This is a genomic window from Hyphomonas polymorpha PS728 (genome assembly GCF_000685315.1).
Taxonomy (GTDB): Bacteria; Pseudomonadota; Alphaproteobacteria; order Caulobacterales; family Hyphomonadaceae; genus Hyphomonas; species Hyphomonas polymorpha.
Genome location: NZ_ARYM01000021.1, coordinates 15,592 through 35,327, shown reverse-complemented (window position 1 = coordinate 35,327; position 19,736 = coordinate 15,592). Strand labels below are relative to the sequence as shown.

At 56.9% G+C, this 19,736-nt stretch carries 12 protein-coding genes and 1 pseudogene; 6 read left to right on the top strand and 7 right to left on the bottom strand.

The window, feature by feature from the left end; genetic code table 11:
- Positions 1-71 precede the first annotated feature (71 nt).
- From HPO_RS15535 to HPO_RS15515, 6 genes and pseudogenes are all read right to left on the bottom strand, one after another.
- A complete protein-coding gene (locus HPO_RS15535) occupies positions 72-1,082 on the bottom strand; it encodes a MarR family transcriptional regulator (protein WP_035600731.1) in 1,011 nt (336 codons plus the stop codon).
- 99 nt (positions 1,083-1,181) lie between these two features.
- A complete protein-coding gene (locus HPO_RS15530) occupies positions 1,182-1,649 on the bottom strand; it encodes a hypothetical protein (RefSeq protein ID WP_035600728.1) in 468 nt (155 codons plus the stop codon).
- A gap of 243 nt (positions 1,650-1,892) precedes the next feature.
- Positions 1,893-2,198, bottom strand: a complete 306-nt coding sequence (locus tag HPO_RS15525; protein WP_035600724.1) for a type II toxin-antitoxin system RelE/ParE family toxin — start codon at positions 2,196-2,198, stop codon at positions 1,893-1,895.
- A complete protein-coding gene (locus HPO_RS15520) occupies positions 2,195-2,443 on the bottom strand; it encodes a type II toxin-antitoxin system ParD family antitoxin (protein ID WP_035600722.1) in 249 nt (82 codons plus the stop codon). Before HPO_RS15520 ends, HPO_RS15525 begins: the two co-directional genes overlap by 4 nt.
- A gap of 102 nt (positions 2,444-2,545) precedes the next feature.
- Positions 2,546-2,662 (bottom strand): annotated as a pseudogene (locus HPO_RS20585) (nucleotidyl transferase AbiEii/AbiGii toxin family protein); the annotation flags it as partial.
- Positions 2,655-3,272 carry a type IV toxin-antitoxin system AbiEi family antitoxin domain-containing protein gene (locus tag HPO_RS15515; RefSeq protein ID WP_035600719.1) on the bottom strand — a complete coding sequence of 206 codons (618 nt, stop codon included), beginning with the start codon at positions 3,270-3,272 and terminating at the stop codon, positions 2,655-2,657. The pseudogene HPO_RS20585 and the gene HPO_RS15515, both read right to left, overlap by 8 nt.
- Positions 3,273-3,843: 571 nt before the next feature.
- Here HPO_RS15515 and HPO_RS15510 point away from each other — a divergent pair.
- Positions 3,844-4,122: an Abi family protein gene (locus HPO_RS15510; protein WP_035600792.1), complete on the top strand. Its 279-nt coding sequence runs from the start codon at positions 3,844-3,846 to the stop codon at positions 4,120-4,122.
- A 7-nt stretch (positions 4,123-4,129) separates the two neighbouring features.
- On the opposite strand, the gene HPO_RS15505 is transcribed toward HPO_RS15510, so the two are convergent.
- Positions 4,130-4,729 carry a putative periplasmic lipoprotein gene (locus tag HPO_RS15505; protein ID WP_157532881.1) on the bottom strand — a complete coding sequence of 200 codons (600 nt, stop codon included), beginning with the start codon at positions 4,727-4,729 and terminating at the stop codon, positions 4,130-4,132.
- 275 nt (positions 4,730-5,004) lie between these two features.
- Here HPO_RS15505 and HPO_RS15500 point away from each other — a divergent pair, with 275 nt between their 5' ends.
- The 5 genes from HPO_RS15500 (at position 5,005) to HPO_RS15480 (ending at position 19,589) form a co-directional block, all read left to right on the top strand.
- Positions 5,005-6,210, top strand: coding sequence for a TolB-like translocation protein (locus HPO_RS15500; protein WP_035600714.1), 1,206 nt, complete (start codon positions 5,005-5,007; stop codon positions 6,208-6,210).
- Between the two features lie 13 nt (positions 6,211-6,223).
- Entirely contained in the window at positions 6,224-15,391 is a 9,168-nt protein-coding gene (locus tag HPO_RS15495; protein WP_084324364.1) for a calcium-binding protein, read from the top strand.
- A 58-nt stretch (positions 15,392-15,449) separates the two neighbouring features.
- Entirely contained in the window at positions 15,450-15,929 is a 480-nt protein-coding gene (locus HPO_RS15490) for a toxin-activating lysine-acyltransferase (protein ID WP_051612672.1), read from the top strand.
- A gap of 64 nt (positions 15,930-15,993) precedes the next feature.
- Positions 15,994-18,177, top strand: a complete 2,184-nt coding sequence (locus HPO_RS15485; RefSeq protein WP_035600706.1) for a type I secretion system permease/ATPase — start codon at positions 15,994-15,996, stop codon at positions 18,175-18,177.
- Positions 18,174-19,589 (top strand): HlyD family type I secretion periplasmic adaptor subunit, encoded by a 1,416-nt coding sequence (locus HPO_RS15480; RefSeq protein ID WP_035600703.1) that lies wholly within the window; start codon positions 18,174-18,176, stop codon positions 19,587-19,589. Before HPO_RS15485 ends, HPO_RS15480 begins: the two co-directional genes overlap by 4 nt.
- The last annotated feature ends 147 nt before the right edge of the window (positions 19,590-19,736 follow it).

Here is a 19,736-nt window from a genome sequence, read left to right as displayed (position 1 = left end):
GGCTGCGCCGCCGATGATCGCGTAGTGATCGGGATAGTCCTTGAAGAACTCTCTGAACTTGTCGATCCCCGCTACCATACTGCGCGTTCCCTCAATTGTTCTGCGGCCATTCGCACCCGTGCATCTTCGTGGTCATGGAATTGCGCGTACAGGGACAGAGGGTCGACGATCTCTTCGTCGGACAAACCAGCCGGATCATAGCTCCAGGTTTCCACTGCGAACTCGGGCTCCTGAGCATCCCCTTCGCGATAATTATGACGCGCGGAAAAGCTCCGCCACTCTGTGGCAGCAAGGGCATAGGTCACGAGCCTGGGCGGTGAGAGATCAGTCATCTCTGCCAGAGCGGTCTCACCGCCAAGTAGCAGGCGCGGCCTTCTCTGCCCTCCCCATACCATCTTGCGGCTTCTCACAGGGCTGCGGAGCAGGGGAAGGGCGCGGTCAAGTAAGTCGCGACGGTCGTCCCTGAACTGCAGATGACGTTCTCTGCCGTGCTTTTCCGAAACAGCGAGTTCGGCTGCGACCAGATCGTCAAACGCGCGGCCAACGGACATTGGCGAATAGCGCAGGTCTGCTGCAATCTCGGAGGGGGTGGTCGCCCGTTCATTGCGGCGAAGCAGGTGATGGAACAGCACCGCCTGCGCGGCGGGAGACAAGGCATCGGTCGAACTTGCTTTGTATGTCCGGAAATACTCGCGCAGATCCACGCCCAGATCGGGCACATAGAACTGGTTGCCTGGCACGATGAATGACATGCGATGTCCGATCAGGCGGGCGCGATCCCGCGCGCTCAGAGCGGGCAGTCCAAGAATGACTGTGAACTGTGTCTGCCCTTCAACCAGGCGGACATGTTTGATCACATCGCCTGTGTTGTCGTTGTCATCGGTTGGCGTCATCAGCAGGCAGGTCCGTCCTGCGATGTCTACTTCGTAAAAGCTGTAAGCGCGGGCCAGAAAGATGGGCAGGCCGGGCAGGGGAGCTTCCTGAACCACGCTCATCGGCGCGTGCATGACCTGGCTGGCATAGCGGGCGATCTTGCCCGCTAGCGGCTGAGGGTCAGGAGGATTGCGCTCAAACTCTAACATCACAAACGTACACTAACATTGATAGTGTTACCATTCAATAAAAACGTTAGTGTATTGTATAATAACACAATATCGGATCAGATCTCCCTGATCGGTTGATCAGGCTGCGCTGATGAAGGGGGCCGCGGCCTGAAGGGCCACTGACACCGCGGCAGACACCGCTGCCCCGGCATTCAGCTTGTTCTGAAGCGACACTCTCCAGACCAGAACCTTGTCGGCCTCGTACCTCAAGGCGAGATCTCCGTCTCGAAGAATGACCCCATCCATGCTGGGAACTGTTCTGCTCTTCAGTGTTGAGGCCCACCACCAAAGCGCTGCTGCCGTGAAGCCAGAGAGAAGTATTGTCAGTTGCAGGATAAAAAGCACGATTGCCTCCCGAGTTTGATTTTCACGGCGCTGGTCCCCCAGCTTTGTATCCGATTCCCGGGCTTTCCGCAGCGCGCCACTCTCGATCGACGCGCGGCCGATATGAGCAGGCTTCAAGCGGGGAATTGAATCGATTCCGAAGCTCGCCGACTCCGCAGAGTCGTTCCTTGTGCTGTATAAGACAGCCTGCATTCTCGCCATGAGCGAAACGCCACTGAAAAAATTCAGTCGGTGCTAAAGCCAGTAGGCTCTCACCGAAAAGTGCACGATCGTGCGCATCTGTCGAAGGGAACGATCGGTTACATTGGGTCCATCAGCCTGGCCCGCCCGGCAGTAATCTGCGGAGCCAACCTATCACTGCCGCTTCGCTGCGAGTTCCGCGTGAGGCATCAGAAACGCAGCTATGTCTTCAAGGGTCTCGGCGTGACCGGGCGGAGTCTGACCTTAATCAGCATCCGGAAGACTGGTGGCAGGGTTCTCGCGGCTCAGTATGCGCACGATCAGAACGTGTTCGGCTGCGATCTGATAGTAGATTGAATGTGCTTTCAGTACGCTCCGGCGATAGCCGGGACGGATGTGGTCCACACTCTGCCAGAGCATCGGCTCCTCGGCGATGGACTCAAGCCGGGTGATCATCCTGTCATAGTAGATGTCCGCCGCCTCCGCCCCGAAATGATCGATGCCCCATTCATAGAGCCGCGCAAGATCGTCCTCGGCAGCTTTGGTGAGCCTGTAGGCGGGCGGGCTCACTTCAGCGATTTGCGTTTCCTGACAGCCGCGCGGATGGCTTCCGGCGTCATGTCACTGAGGCCGCTGCGCTCGCCCTCCATCAGCGCGGCGCGGATTGCTTCGAGCCTGTCAGATTCGGCCTGGGCCCGCCGGATGAGATCGCGCATCACCTCGCTGTCATTCGTGTAGGCTCCCCTGGAGATCTGAGACTTGATCCACTCGTCCTGCTTGTCGGTGAGCGTGATGGTTTTTCGAACGGTCGTCATTCCATACTCCTTCCGTCAATAATCATACTTTTGGTGCAGTATAGCATACTTTCAACGCCTTTTCCATGAAGGTGTTCCAGGTGGGCTGCCGGGACAGGAGGACAGGCGTTCGAGCGCAAAACGCGTGAGGACGAGGTCAAAGCTCTGCCCGCTGGCCTTGGACAGGTTCAGCAGGCGGGCGCGCACCGAGGCGCCTGTATTCCGGATCTCCTTAGCCATTGGCGGTCAGCGCCTCCAGATAGGGGCGGATGACCGTGGCGACCCCGCCTGCCTCCGCAGCCCTGGCAATTTCGGCCGGCGTGGCTTTGCGCTGACGCAGAGCCTCCTGCAGACCTTCGAGCGCGACAGGAAGTCCGATCCGGCCACGATGCCGGAAACAGTCCGCAATGGTCTTTGCCACGCCGAAGACCTTCACCGGCACGCCTTCGATAACATGAGTCTCGACACTGTCGGCAAGCAGGTCGTCGGCGAAACGCAGTGTGCGGACCGGGATATCTCCGGGCCTGGGCGTCCAGTCTTTCCGGCCGATGGCCATCCAGACCTTTGCGGGAAGCTGATCGGTCAGGCCGTGAAAGGCGAGCGCAGAGACAAGGCAGATCACGGCTTTCGGGAAGCGCTTGGCTACTTCTGCCAGCGTGTGATGCGCGTCGAGGTCTGCGTCAGGGCGCTGGTAGAGGCCGCGGGCGAGGCGGACAACCTCTCCGTCCTTTTCCATGCGGCTCAGGGTGGCGGCGGTGATGCCCGCCTCCCGGAATTCTGACAGGCGCAGGATCCCGCCTGCCGCGAGGAGGTCGCGGGCTCTCTCGCGCTGGGATCTGAGGCCGGGCATATGATATAAAACCTTACACTGTAATTCTTGTAGTGTGAGATTATGTATCGTGCGCGGCGCTGAAGAACCAGCCGGAAAAAAGGGCTCGCTCTGAAGGTGCTCTGCCCCCGACAAACCGGATCATTCCGACTTAGAGTTTCCGGTATCCTGGAACCTGGCTGGGAGGAGTTCCAGAAAGACTGGCGCGATCCGGCAGGAAGCGGGCATTGAGGACGTGCGCATCCATGACCTGCGGCACAGCTTTGTCGCGGCCGGGCGGCCAACGAAGTGGCATGCATGGTCGCCAGCGCGATGGGGATGGACGTGCAGATAGGGTAGCGGGCGGCGGGAATGAGCGCCCGGTTCGGCGTGTTTTTCCGACTTGTGTAGTGAATGCAACAGCTGTGGGCCTCGTACCCAGCAAGGAATGGCGGCCTCGAGGCCCGTTTCAGGCTGAAGGTTGGTTGACGGTTGGGCAATGCGTGCATAGGGCAAAGCCAACAACACCCCTCAGGCCTAGAGCGCGAGCTTGCCCAATACCGAGGGGTTACTTCTTTGAGGCCCTTTCGAATGCGTCGGGAGGGCCTCTTTGATGTTGTACGACAAGCCACCGACCTCTGGAGACGAGCAGATTTCCCTCCTGAAAGGGCGGGGGCTCGTTTGCGCCGATGAGGCGCTTGTCCGGCGATGGCTGGTCACGGTTGGATACTATCGTCTGAGCGCCTACTGGCTGCCCTATGAGCTGCCGCCGCCGGTAGGGCAGACGCGCAGCAAGACGTTTGCGCCGGATACGCCGTTCGAGTCGATTGTCGACATCTACACATTCGACCGGCAGCTTCGTTTGCTGGTGACGGAAGCAATCGAGAGATAGCGGCCCGCTATTGCGCGATGCTCGATGTGCGGCAATTCGGTTCGGGGGCGCCGCGCCGGAACGGGGTCAACCAGTGTGGCGCGTCGGTCGGCGCAACCGCGATGTCCGGATAATCCTGAAGATAAGAAAGGGCGTGCGCGCGGTTGCGTCCTTCAAACTGAATGTCATTCCGCGTCAGGACGATATCGCCGACGTAGATAAATTCTCCAGGCTTGGCATTGAAAGCAAAGCCACGCTCATCGAAGCGAACGGCCCGCGTCACGCCAGCCTGATAGCTCATGCTGGCGATGACCCAGTCGCCAGGTTCGAAACTTGCGAGAATATAGTGTGGGCCCGAGGCGCGATATGCTGTGGGGCTGAATGGAGCGTTGTGATCAAATGAACGCCCGAGGCCAAGCGGGTGAACCTCACATGTTGCGGAGTCCATTTTGTTGAAGGTGATGCCGTAAGGACCAACCTCGCTTTTGACGCCGATCATCACGAGCGCGTTGGCACTGGTTGCGTTAAACGCATAAGTTTCTCGAACCTGCGAGGCACAAGCGCTCAGGAAAAATGAAGCAACCGCTGCCATGATGTATGAACGATACATGCTAAATCTCGATTTCATGCATGATCAGCTTCCCACATTAGGTTTAAGATTCTATTTGTGTTCCCGAAAAAATCAAAACAGATAGCGGCCGCTCGCTACGATGGAATTCCCAGCGTAATTCGGAGCTGTTGCTCTACAATGTCTGAGACTAAGGGCGATTTGCCACTTTCGTGAAACTTTGTGCCAACGGCAACTTCCCCTCTTGCGCGAAATTATTAACCGTTCATATTGAACCCGAGGTTGTGAGGGTCGGGACAAGCCGCGCTCGCTGCCTTTCGGCAAAAAGGGGCGGTATGATCGTGGAGGGGCGCGCAGATTCCAATCTGGACCTCGCTTTTTCGAGACGAAAGCTGCTGTTGAGCGGGACTTTGGTCATGGCTAATCAGGCGTTGACTGGCTGTGCTTCCGAGCCAACTCACGAACCCTTGTTCTTGTCACGCCCATCGGCCGGTAACGGTGAGACTGTTGGCGCCGTTGCAAGAAACCTCAGCCTCTCTGCTGATGGCGATCTTCTCGCATTCGACGGAAAAATCATCAACGGCCAGAGCCCTCATGAGTTGTTTGTGTACAATCGGGCTACGCGAATGTGCACGCGCTACAGAATGCCTGTCGCGTCTGGAACTCCAGACGCACTGAACATTTTAGTGACGCCATCGTTTAGTCAGGACGGAAGTCGTCTCGCTGTAGCGGTGCGGCGTGCATCTCCCAATCCTGGTATGTTGCGGGAGATCCGTCCCTCTCTCTTTCAGTATGCTGATATCGCCGTTTTCGAACTGGCAGGGGGATCGGCGCGCCGATTCGGTGATCGCCGTTTCTTACACGCCTATCCGGTGTTTTCGCCTGCGGGAGACGCGGTATGTGCGATGCGCTCGCGCAATCCGGTCCAGGGCGGACACGTCGAAACAGTACGTGCTCCTCATAATCATTTTGTCGAATTCAATCTGAACGACGACTCGGTCGAGGCATTCGCGCCGGTGGAGTTCGCCTCTGCGGAACGGTTCTGGTATGCCCCGGATGGGCAAAGCGTGCTCTTCAACGCGGCTCCGCCTATGTCCGCAAACGATGCCGAAGCAGCCTTCGGGCGCGTCGTGCTTCCTGGTGTTTGGCGGGTCCCGCGGGGCGCAAAGGCGCAGGATTTAACCCGAGCAGAAGTTCCGATCGATTTTGCAGGACGATCGCTGGATATTCTTACCGGTGTGGATCGAGAGGGCGCTCTGTTTGTTCAGACAGCGCCTCCCACGCGATCCGCAACGCCAACAGCTCTGGAGTTCTATCGGATCTCCGGAGAGCATGTCGACCTGATTCAATCCGTCCCGGGAGAGACCAGCACTTATCCGTGTGTCTCCGCAAACGGGAAGGTCTTCGCTTGGCGCACCGTCGTCCGATCGGAGCCTGACGTCCTAAAAACAGCCTTTCGAATTATCACTGAAAACAGCAACGAACTGGTCCTTCTCGACGAAATCGTTTCGAGACCACAGGATCTGGACATCTCCGAGTAAGCTGGAGGCGGGAATGGCAACTGAGCAAGATATCCGCGATCTGATTGCCATTGCACGACAAGCGATCTTGCAGAGTTACTCGCAAGCGCCGGACGCTGGAATTGCGATCCTGCGTGAACCCGGCGAGGTGATCATTCCTCAGTACGGCAACTTCGGTGGCCCAGGGATCACATTTAATACATTAGAGAACGCTACTGAGATCGTCACATTCGACACTTTTCAGCGCTATCTGGCGCATCCCGGCGGGGATTTTATCGTTGAACTCGTCGATACAAGCACCGGCATAACGCGAGAAGTGAATAGAACTCTCCCCGCATTCTCGAACTTGGATGCAATGGATCAGGCCTATTACAACCATGACCGGAATTATCGTATTGCGTATCTGCGGCGTCACGTAGTTCTCGGCGAAACCCCGCCAGGGTCATGGATTTCAGACTCGGAGTACCGGCTACTTAAGTTCCAGGCTGATATGCAGCTGGTGCGTGAACTAGTTGCGGCACCTGTCCCAACCGGGCTTGATCCTATCAGTACGCTATGGAGTCAGGTGTATCGACTTTTGTCGATCGCTCTCTTCGGCGGTGTCATGCCGGCGGTTCTTGGCCTTGGCCATTTGATGGCGGGGTTATTCGACTCTGAGACGGCGGCTCTCACGGACATAGAAGCGAATGCGCAGCGCGCGGAAATGAAGCTTTTGGCCGAGATCGGCAAGCGTCCTGAGATATTCGAGGAAATAGACGCGCGCGCTGAATTCGATATGCGTCCTGGTGAGACTATCGGACATGTATTCGGCGCCAGCCTGGCGAATGCGATTGGATCGGATGACCCTTGGGTCAACATAATTGAGAGCACCGCTCTCAGTACAATCGGGCAAAATGTCGGATCAATTGCGCACGGACTAACACTATCCGTACTTGGTAACACGGACATTCCAAGCCTCGGGGCTGTAGTTGCCGACTCTCTCGGGGACGCGTTTCCGGAGTTGGCTGAAAACTTTGTGCACGCTTCCGCAGGGGCTTTGTCAGCATTCTTGACGGCGGAATTGGTGGAAACTCTGGGCGTAGACGGCCTTGCGGGTGAAGTGCTGGCAACGACAGCGGGAAGCGCTATCGGCACTATCGTTAGCGGCATCGCCACTGGACAAATTCCTGAAGCACTCAACAACATTGCAGGTAACGCGGTTTTTGCCGTCGGGTCGTTCTTTGGCAGCAAGCTCGCAAGTGAGGTCGTCGAAACCGAAACCAATATCGGGGCAATTGGGGCGCAGGTTGGCGCCGCAGTGGGGACGACCATTGCAAAAATGGTTCTGAGTGCAGCCGGGTCGGTCTTCGGTCCGGTCGGATATTTTATGGGAAGTCTGCTTGGAGGTTTCTTCGGCCAGATAATCGGCGGCCTGTTAGGCGACCTGTTTGGAGATCCGCCCGAGGCTTGGGCAGCGATCGAGTATAATCGCGAGCACCAGTTGTTCGAAGTGGGTGTCGCGCGGTCCAGCGATGGCGGTTCCAAAGACGTCGCGCGTCAATTGGCAAGTGCAGTTGTGGATCAGCTAAACGGCCTGATCGGAGCAATCGGGGCTTTGAACATTGGCCTCGAACTCGAAGGCGTCGAGATAGGTTATATCGGGGATCAGCTGAAATTCCGCGCGAGTGCCCTTGGGCCTGTGCGGACGTGGAGTGAGCCCGAAGACGTACTTGCCGATGGCGTATTGGAAATCTTCAACCGTATGACCTTCGAAGGCGGAGATGCCTATATCAAACGGGCGCTGGCCGCGACGGCGCCCTTCTTGCGCACAAGTCCCACCGAAATCCTGGACGGCGCCACAAGCGCCCTCATGGGCGCTGTGCTCGTAGGCGCGAGCTTCGACAGCTACCGAAACAACAAGGTATTCATCAACGCATTGATCAGTGATCAACCAGATACAGCCTTTTCGCTAACTTGGATATCAACGCTGCTTAGCGCTGCGCAGCTTGGCGTTGATCGTCGCCATGCTAATGATTGGCTGGGTGGGTGGTCAGTTTTCAACCAGCAAAATGCGCTCGCACCTGAAGATGCTGTATTCTCGTTTCAAGATGGCGAACGGCGGATCAGCAGGGCGGGTGCTGATCCAAATGTGTTCGTCTGGTGGGACACGGTCGACCCGACCCAGAAAACCCGTGTCGAAGCGACTGGTACGCCGGTTCAGGTTTATGCAGATACAGCTGTCACCAGCCTCGGCGTGCGCTTAGCTGGATCAGGCACTCTTCTTGTCAATGGCGAGGCTTTTACAGGTGATGTCGGCCTCGGTGTCGCGATGCACATTGTCGGGTCAGGCTTTTCAGACAGGCTCCGGGGAGGGGACCAGGGCAATGATTTTGAAGGGGGCGCAGGCGACGACCTAATCTTTGGGGGCGATTTGGATGATTGGATCTTGGGAGGCGAGGGGAACGACACGATTTATACCGGCAATGGCGATGGTGATTATGCGTCTGGCGGCGATGGGGATGATCGTGTCTGGATGGGCTTTGGATCGGGTGTTTCCGATGGAGGGTCCGGCAACGATCTGATCATTGACCGCGGCGGAAATGATATTCATCGGGGCGGCGAAGGTGACGACGATATCCGGGATTTCGGTGGAAGCGATGTCTACCTCTATAATCGAGGAGATGGCATTGATAGCATCATCGACTCTGATGGTTCGGATACGACCGATGAATTGAGGTTTGGCAACGGCATTCTGCCGACTGACGTCTCGGTCAGATTCGACTCATCTTCCGACGCGCTTACCTTGGTGATCGGGCCGGGCGAGGGCGATGAAATACGTCTCTCGGGTCAGGCGGTGCGCCGCTCGGGTGGTCTCGAGCGTATTGTATTTTCAAACGGAGTGATCTGGGAACGGTCCGATATGTTGTCGTTGGCCGCTAACGAGACGGGCTTGACCGTACTCGGAACGTCAGGAGCTGATGCACTCAACGGCGATGCGGGTGATGACGTGCTGGAAGGCGCTGGCGGAGCAGATACGCTGCGGGGGGGAGGCGGATCGGACACCTACATATTCAGCGCAGGGGATGGCTCGGACGTCATCATTGATACGGGCTTCGATTCCGATATCGATGTCATCATGTTTGGGACTGGCATCGCCGCGTCGGATGTGCGTGTGGCGCGATCGACTAACAACCCGAACGACCTTTTGCTCACCTTTATTGGCAGTTCGGACTCGATTATTGTGACCGGGCACTGGGCCGGCCCGCAGAGCGGTATTGAACAGCTGCGTTTCTCAGACGGCCTGATTTGGACGCGTCGGGATCTTGATCGCGCTTACCTCTCGCAGGCGGTGACAACAGGTGACGATATTGTCGTTGGATTTGGGTCTGATGACGCAATTTCGGGTGGTAACGGCAATGACGACCTGTCAGGCGGAAAGGGATATGACGTCCTCAATGGCGCGGGGGGCAGTGATACTTACCGGTTTAACACTGGCGACGGTCTCGTACGCATAACAGATTCAGGGTCGACAGGTGATCGACTGGTTTTTGGAGTAGGAATACAGCCTACTGACGTCCGGGCAAGGGTCAGCCTGATCTCATCAAATGATCTAGAGCTTTCCATTGGTTGGAATGGCGATGTTATTATTCTGACGAATTATCTCGGGTCGGGGAATTCAGGTGTTGAATTCATTGAATTCGCCGACAGTACGGTCTGGGCTCGTAGCGACCTTCCGCTTTTGGCGGCTGCTCAGGCGGGCACCTCCGGTGATGACTACATTCTAGGTTCCAGCGGAGCGGATATACTCGCAAGTGGCCGTGGTTGGGACTGGATAAATGGATTGGCAGGCGCAGATACCTATATCTTCAACCTGGGTGACGGTTTCACACAGATATCGGATAGTGGATCGGGATCCAGCACGGAAAATAACGATGTTCTGCAATTTGGCGCAGGTATAAATCCAACGGATGTAAAGGTTCGCCATAATCCGGATGGAAGCAACTCCCTCATTCTGACAATTGCTGGGACGGCGGATCAAATCTATCTTTCATATCCAACTTCAACCTCCGCACAGGGAATAGATTTCGTTAATTTCGATGGCGGTGCGATTTGGACAAGGGCTCAACTTATTGCATTTGCAGATGCCAATGTAGGGCTGCCCGGCGACGATATTGTGAGCGGAGCTACGGGGGCTCAGACTTATGAATTGGGACCAGGAGATGACGCAGTCATCGGCAGTTCCAGTGGCTCCGATACATACATATTCAACCGTGGTGATGGCCATGATGTGTATGTTGAAGGATCGAACTACGGTAACACGGATCGAGTTGTATTTGGTGAAGGTATTGCCCCTTCGGACTTGCGGCTGTCAGTTTTGTCAAATGGCACTTTGACCGTTCACATTGAGGGGACAAACGATTCTATCCGCCTTACGAACCAGAACGGGGTCTATTACGGATTCGAACAGTTTGTGTTTGAAGACGGTACTGTCTGGAATAGGCGAGCGATCTGGCAGAATTATCTGGATCAAGTGGCAACGCCGGGTAATGACTTAATTTATCTTGGCAGTGAGCACAATTTGACGGTTCGCCCTGGCGGGGGAGATGACCGGGTCGACACAATTATGAATACCGGCAGTGCCCATACCATCGTATTCAAACGAGGTGATGGTCGAGACCACTATAGTCTGATATCGCACATAAACGCGTTTGCCCTTGTGAAGATCGAAGGCTATGCCCTCGAGGAACTGAAGGCGACAATTCTGCCAAGTTCGAGATTGCTTATCGAGTTTGATGGTTCTCCCGATTCCATTCTGATTGACGATATTGGTGGAAGCACATTTGCGGCCTGGGATACGATTGCAGTCGAGCTTGATGACGGTACTCGTTTGTATCCTGACCAACTTTATGCCCTGGCTCAGAGAACTGTAGCGGGTGGGGAGCGTATCTACGGATTCTCCACCCGGGATGTCTTATTCGGCACGACCGGCACGGATGAACTTTGGGGTCGCGGGGGTGACGACCTGCTGGATGGCGGGGCAGGTTCCGACACTTACAGATTCAATCGCGGTGAAGGACAAATCCGGATCCACGACAGCGGCCCTTCGGGCGATATTGATCGTCTTGTCCTGGGCGCAGGCATCGCGCCGGAGGATATTCTTGTCCTGGTTTCTCCTTCTGACACCAATGACGCCATTCTGATCATAAAGGGGACAGAGGATCAGATTTATCTAGACGGTCAGTATGATGGCCACGGCGTTGAGGAAATTGCTTTCTCGGGCGGACCCGTTTGGGGGCGGACTGATATCGTCCCGACACTGTTGAGTTCGCAAACGACGTCTGGCGATGATTTCATTGTCGGGACGGTCGGGGCAGATTCACTCAGCGGTGGCGCGGGTAATGACCGCCTCGAAGGAGGGGAAGGCGCTGACATCTATGAGTATGCTGTGGGTGACGGGCACGACATAATCGCCGACATCGGTGGCGATGGCGACCTCGATATTCTGCGCTTGAGCGCTGGGATCAGCGCTTCAGACATTACGGCCACCTGGAGCGATGGCGATCTGCTTCTGACTCTGGCGCAGGGCGGATCAATTCGATTGGAAGACCAGGGACAGGCGCGCCGCGGTATCGAGCGAGTTGAGTTTAACGGCGGTGGGAGCTGGACCCGAGCAGACCTTAATCAGGGCGTGATAACAGCGCAGACGTCTACAGGTGACGATGAAATTGTAGGCGGCAGTTTTGGTGAGTACATCGCCGGCGGCGCAGGCAACGACCTGCTTCGCGGCGGGGGTGGCAGTGACATCTACTACTACGCCATCGGCGATGGGGCCGACACAATCATCGATCAGGGGGCGTCTTCCGATATTGACACGTTGCGCCTTGGTCCTGGTATCGCGCCAGCTGATATCACAATTGTGCGTTCGGCAACCGACCGCACCCTCTGGACCCTTGCGATTGTCGGCGGCGGCTCTGTCTCCTTCCGCCAGGGATTGAATGGTGACGGAATTGAGTTGCTTGAATTCGATGGCGGGCCTGTCTGGAACCGTGAAGATCTTCATCTGGCCTATATGAGCCAGGGCGCGACATCCGGCGCCGACGTGCTCTATGGCGATGACGCGGACAATACAGTCAACGGAGGAGATGGCGACGATACGATCTATGGCGAGGCAGGTGACGATGTTCTGCAAGGCGGGACTGGCAATGATACACTTTATGGCGATGACGGCGATGACACCCTGCTGGGCGGCGACGGCGATGACGTTCTGATCGGCGGCGCGGGCATCGATACTTATGATGGCGGCGCCGGCAATGACACGGTCGATTTCTCAGACTCCTTTGCCCGGTGGACGGTGGACCTGGGCGCCGGTACGGCAGAGACGATCGAAGTCAGCGAAAGCCTGACCTCTATTGAAAACGTCATAGGCGGACAGCGCAATGACACGCTGATCGGCGATGAGAGTGCGAACCTAATCGACGGTCAGGCTGGCGACGATGTCCTTGAAGGCCACGGCGGTAACGACCGCCTCGATGGCGGTGCGGGCGACGATACCATGATCGGAGGTGAAGGTGACGATACCTATGTCGTCGACTCCCTCAATGACGTGATCATTGAAGAAGAAGACCAAGGCGTCGACGGGGTCGAGAGTGCGACCGTCAACGTGTCCATCGCAGGTGTCGCCAATGTCGAGAATATAACGCTGCTTGGCTCAAGATCTCTGAGCGCGACGGGCAATGAGTTGGACAACGTTCTTGTTGGTAACGCCGGCTCAAACCGTCTCGATGGCGGCGCTGGAGCCGACACTATGATAGGCGGCCTCGGAGACGATAGCTATGTGGTCGACAGCGCCGGAGACGTCATTGTTGAAGCTTCTGGTGAAGGGATTGATACGGTCGAAGCGACGATCTCCTATTCGCTCGCGGCTGACCCCAATCTTGAGATTATCATTCTGCTCGGGTCAGCGGACCTGACTGCGACTGGGAATTCGGGTGCGAACACCCTCGTCGGCAACGCCGGGGCCAATCGCCTGGACGGTGGGGCCGGAGCAGACACGATGAGCGGCGGCGCGGGCGACGACATTTATGTCGTCGACGACGCAGGCGACATCGTCAACGAATCGTCTGGTGAAGGTAACGACACCATCGAAGCCTGGATTACGTATTCGATCGCCAGCCTCGCGAATGTTGAGAACATCACTCTCATGGGGACCGACTCCATCGATGCAACTGGCAATGCCGGTGACAACATCCTGATCGGAAACGGCGCTACGAACACGCTGACCGGAGGCAACGGCGCAGACCGTCTGGACGGTGGCGCGGGCGCGGATACGATAATCGGAGGTGCGGGCAACGATACCTATGTGGTTGATGATATTGGCGACACGGTCGTCGAGGGGTCGAACGCAGGTAACGATACCGTCGAATCCTCCATTACTTTCACAATTGCCAGCCTTGCGAACGTTGAGAACATCACCCTTCTTGGGGGTGCGGCCATTAATGCGACGGGCAATAACAGCGCCAACATTCTCATCGGCAACAACGCCGCAAATACATTGACGGGTGGTGGCGGAGCCGACCGCCTTGATGGCGGTGCCGGTGCCGACACGATGATCGGGGGTACGGGAAATGATGTCTATGTGGTCGACGATATCGGAGACTCCGTCGTAGAGGTATCGGGGGGAGGGACCGACAGGGTGGAGTCTTCCATCTCCTTCTCCATCGCGAGCCTCACCTATGTGGAAAATATTACCCTCACGGGTACCGCCAATATCGATGCAACGGGCAACAACAACGCCAACATTCTGATCGGAAACAGCGGAGACAATATCCTCGACGGCGGCGGTGGAGCGGATCGTCTCGATGGCGGGGCCGGCGCCGACACAATGATCGGAGGGGCCGGTAATGACGTCTATGTAGTGGACAATGTCGGCGACGCCATCGTGGAGCTATCCGGAGGTGGTACAGATACGGTCGAATCCTCCATCACTTTCTCGATTGCCGCTCTGACCGATGTCGAACACATCACCCTCATGGGCAATAGCGCCATCAACGCCACCGGAAATGCCGGTGCGAACACGCTGACCGGAAACGCGCAGGCAAATGAACTGTCCGGCGCAGATGGCAATGACCGGCTTGTCGGTGGCGCAGGCAACGATACGCTGGACGGCGGTGATGGAACGGACCGCGCAGTATTCTCAGGGAATTATTCGACCTATTCAATCACCACCACTGGCGGCTCAATCCAGATTGTCGACAATGCGCCGACCACTCATGGCGACGACGGCACCGATACGCTGATTTCTATCGAGCAGGCGGAATTCCGTGATCAGACGGTCAATCTTTCGATGCCGATCATCCTCGACCTCAACGGAGATGGGGTTACGCTGACGCGCTGGGACAAACGCAATATTCTGTTCGACTGGAACGGTGATGGTGTCAAAGACCGTACGGGCTGGTTCGGAGCGAGCGACGGCATTCTGGCCCTTGATCGAAATGGCGATGGCCTCTTTTCAGGAGCCCACGAACTCACCTTCGTAGACGACGCGCCAGGCGCACGCAGCGATCTTGAAGGTCTGCGCGCGTTCGATTCAAATGCTGATGGCGTCCTGGATGCCTCCGATGCTCGGTGGAGCCAGTTCTATGTATGGCAGGACGCCAACGGTGATGCACTGGTTGATCAGGGCGAATGGCGGACTCTGGAACAGCAAGGCGTCCTCAGCATCAATCTGAATGCAGACGCGATGGAGCAATCCTGGGCTGACCGAGAAAACATCATCGTCAACACAGGCGTGTTTACAACCACGGACGGAGCGGTGGGAACCTTCGCTGATGCGGCTCTGGTCTATGAGACAGGCGCTGAGCTGCCGCGACGCGAACAGCGTGAAGGAAGCGACTGGAGCGCTTCGGAGGCAGGCGATGGCAAAATCGTCCACCGTCGCGCGCCCCTTGCCAACAATGAACTTGGCCTTCTGCGATATCCGGAGCGCCGCGCTGTTTTGAAGGAAGATTGGGATCCGTCAGGTTTTAAGCAGCATAAAGAGCGTGTCTCGTTGCCCGCGGCAGATGCTCAACTTGCAAGGCAGGCAAAGGTCAACAGCCAAGTGTTGAGATTGGTCGACGCGATGTCGCGGTTTGACGTTCAACCAGCTGCTGATGGACTGGAACAGGGTTGGTACAGCAGCCGGGACCGCTATAGCATGCTGGCAGTATCAGCACGCCGCTGAGACAGAATTTCAAGAGGCCCCATTGCCCGACCCCACATCACGACCTGCTTCATTTACAATGGCTGATGCGCTCGGCCAGATCGCCTGGCTGCTGACGCAATCTCCCTTGCACCGGGAGCTTAAGATTCGCGTGCTTGAAACAGTCTTCATGCCCGCGATCCTCGCCGAGCAATTTCGGCTGTTTCGGTTTGGCGCGCTGCCGCAGACGCCCGATATGGCTTCCTTGGAAAACCTTGGTCTCAGCCGGGAGTCGTTGGAAAAAATGCCCCTTGGCGTCGCTGTCTGGGCGCGCCTCTCGCCCGAGGCTTTGCAGAAGGTGGAGCGCGGAGAAATGATCGCCCCCTCAGAATGGCAATCGGGTGACGAGATCTGTGTAATCGAAATGGTCGCTCCCTACGCCAATGCAGAAAACAAACTTGCCGAAGCGATGCTGCTGGACCTAGCGAACAGCCCCTTCAAGGCCACGCCTTTTTCGGTGTTTCGAACGGATGTTGCGACAGGCCGGCGGGAGCGGACAGTTATCTCGAACCATTTGTGAAGGCACGGACAGGCGGAACGGGTGAACCGGCAGGCCTCAGAGACTCTGATAGACAGGTGTGGGGATGACGGCAGGGGACTTCGGAGTGCACGAGGCGGCTTCGGAATCGGAAGCGGCGCGCGGTGACACCGCGCTCGCTTGCTTTGTGCTCATGCTCGGTCTTTTGCAGAAGCCTGCCTCAGCAGACCAGTTGAGGCATGCGGCGGGCAGAGGTGGCGCTCAGCTTGAGGAGGCAGATCTGCTTCGCCTGGCAAAGAGCATCGAGGTCAGGGCCCGCCTCGTGACACTTCCTCCGGAACGCTTAATGCATCAGCCATTGCCCGCGATCGCGCGCGGTAAGGAGGGCTATTTTCTTGTGCTACAAGCGACATCGGACGATGTCCTTGTGTTCGACCCGCGTGAGGAGCATCCCGAGACCATTTCGAAAGAGGTGTTCGCTGCAAGGTTTGAGGGGGCACTTCTCCTGATGACCACACGGGAGCGGATGGCCGGCGTGCAGCGTGCGTTCGACATTACCTGGTTCATTCCTTCACTCGTCAAGTATCGCCACCTGCTGCGCGATGTCCTTATCGCGAGTTTTTTCATTCAGCTTCTGGCGCTGGTGACGCCGCTCTTCTTCCAGATCGTGATTGACAAGGTTCTGGTGCATAATGGGTTGACCACGCTCGAAGTTCTGGCCATCGGCTTTCTTGTCGTCAGCGTGTTTGATGTGGTACTCGCGGGGCTGCGGACTTACCTCTTTACTCACACGACAAGTCGCGTGGACGCTGAACTGGGCTCGCGGCTCTTCTCGCATCTGACTCGGCTTCCTATGGCCTATTTCCAGGCACGCCGCGTAGGCGACTCTGTCGCGCGGGTGCGGGAACTCGATACAATCCGTGATTTTCTTACCTCCTCAGCGCTCACTGTTGTTCTCGACCTCTTCTTTGCGATCATTTTCCTCATCGTGATGTGGCTTTATAGCCCGACTTTGTTCATCATTGTACTGATCACGTTGCCAATTTATGCGGTGGTTCTTACGCTGACGGCGCCTGTGTTGCGCCGACGGCTCGACGAAAAGTTCGCGCGGGGTGCCGAGAACCAGGCGTTCCTGGTGGAAAGCGTCACTGGCATCGAAACCATTAAAGCTATGGCGGTTGAGCCTCAGATGCAGCAGCGCTGGGAGGGTCAGCTGGCCGCCTATGTAAAATCCGGCTTTCAGGCGGCGATGGTTGCCAATTGGGGGCGGCAGGCGATCGAGCTGACGCAGAAGCTAGGCACAGTCGGTTTGCTGTTTTTCGGCGCCAAACTGGTAATTGAGGGTACATTGACCGTCGGCGAACTCGTTGCGTTCAATATGCTCGCAGGGCAGGCGGCCGCGCCAATTCTACGGCTCGCCCAGCTTGTCCAGGATTTTCAACAAGCCCGCATTGCGGTTGATCGCCTCGGTGACATTCTCAACGCCCCACCTGAGCCGGCCCTGTCCGCGTCGCGCGCGAGTCTGCCCACGCTCACCGGACACATAGAGATTGAGCATGTTACTTTCCGTTATCGATCTGATGGACCAGAGGTACTCGCCGATATCAGCCTCGAAGTTGCGCCCGGGGAAGTACTGGGCGTGGTCGGGCCTTCCGGTTCGGGAAAATCCACGCTGACAAAACTCATTCAACGCCTGCATACTCCTGAACGGGGCCGTGTACTGATGGACGGTGTAGACTTGGCGCTCGCCGACCCGGCCTGGCTCCGGCGCCAGATCGGGGTCGTTCTTCAAGAGAATATCCTCTTTAATCGAACCGTTCGGGAAAATATCGCGCTCGCTGATCCGGCTATGAGCATGACCCGGGTGATCAAGGCCGCCCGCCTTGCCGGCGCGCATGATTTTATTCTGGAGTTACCGGAGGCCTATGACACCCGGCTTGATGAGCGGGGCGGCAATCTCTCTGGGGGTCAGCGTCAGCGCATTGCGATTGCCCGCGCGCTAGCCATTGATCCCAGTGTAGTGATTCTTGATGAAGCAACCTCCGCGCTTGACGCGGAAAGCGAAGAGATCATTCAGGCCAACCTCAAGGCTATCGCGTCGGGCCGGACACTGATCATCATTGCCCACCGGCTCTCGGCCGTGAGATCCGCAGACCGGATCATCACGCTGGAGCGTGGCCGGATTACCGAGATCGGCAATCACGAGACTCTACTGGCGCGAGGCGGACGTTACGCCCAGCTTTACGCAAAACAGATGGGCCTTGCACCTGTTGCGGAGGCAGGCGTGTGAACTGGCGGCGACATTTCGAAACATTGTGGGAAGCCTATCTCTCAATCCGCAAAGGCGAGAAGAACGCCCGCACGCAAGACAACACAGAATTCCTTCCGGCTGTCCTGGAAGTGCTCGAAACACCGCCCAATCCCGTTGGCCGCTGGGTGCTCTGGGCTTTGCTGTCCTTTCTCGCCATAGCGCTGGGTTGGATGTGCTTGGGACACATAGACGTCGTTGCCAGCGCGCAGGGGCGTATCGTACCGGAGGGCAGCATTAAGACAGTTCAGGCGCCCGATCACGGCGTAGTGCTATCGATCCGTGTCAGAGACGGGCAGTCGGTTGAAGAAGGTGAGACAGTAATCGAGCTGGATTCAACGGTTTCTTCAGCCGAAGTCGACAGAGCACGGACTGCCTTGCTGATTGCCGAGATAGATAAAGCCAGATCTCAAGCGCTATTGAGACTATCTGCGGCGCCCTCAGTCACTCCTCACTCAAAGTCGGGTCCAGTGTTCGATCCGCCCGATGGTATGACGTCTTCGCAAATCGAAGCTCAGGAATCCGCAATTTTTGCAAGATTCTCTGAGTATGAAGCTGAGCGGGCCGCACTCATTGAAGAGCGCAGTCAAAGCCAAAGTGAGCGGGTTAAGGTTGCAGCTGATGTAAGCCGTCTTGAACAACAACTCCCTCTTGTCGAGCAGCAGCTGGAAAGTTTCAAAAAGCTCGAACAGAGAGGGCTCGCTCCGCGCCTTCGAGTGGCGGAAGTAGAGGAGCGCGCCATAGGAATACGGCAAGATCTCGCGATCCGGCTGGAAGAATTAGGCCGCACCAAATCTGCTGAAAAAGCCGCGACTGACAGAATATCTTTCATCGAAATGGGCTTTCGGCGGGAGGCGCTTGATGCATTCAATGAAGCTCATGCTGTCTCATTACAACGAAAAGAAGAACTCACGATTGCGACTGACCGCAACCAGCGCACAACAATTCGAGCTCCAACGAGTGGTATCATACAACAGTTGCAGGTTCACACTATTGGCGCCGTTGTACGACCTGCCGATCCATTGCTCGTCGTCGTCCCGCATGGTGCGATGTTGCAGGTCGATGCGCTTGTACTCAATCGGGACGTAGGGTTCGTTCGAGAAGGGCAGCCCGTTCGGGTGAAACTTGAGGCGTTTCCCTTCACCCGTTACGGTGTGATCGATGGACGTGTTGCTTTCATCAGCCGAGATGCGATCCAAGACGAATATTTGGGATTGGTTTTTCCGGCGCGGATTGAACTCGCCGCAACTGAAATACTGGTGGGCGATCAGATGAGTAATCTATCATCCGGTATGGCGGTGACCGCGGAAATCCGTACGGGCCGGCGACGGATTATTGAGTTCCTACTTTCACCACTCGCCCGCAGAGCTTCAGAAGCCGGACGGGAACGTTAAGTTCGTTTCAGCCCGTCTATGCCGTGGGCGATTGCACTCTGGTACAGGCCCACCTTCGGCGAAAGGGTAAGCGTCCGGCCTGACCGGCCTTGCGGCCCTTCCTGATCCATTCATGCTAGTGTGTTCGATAGAGGGTGATGGTGCCCA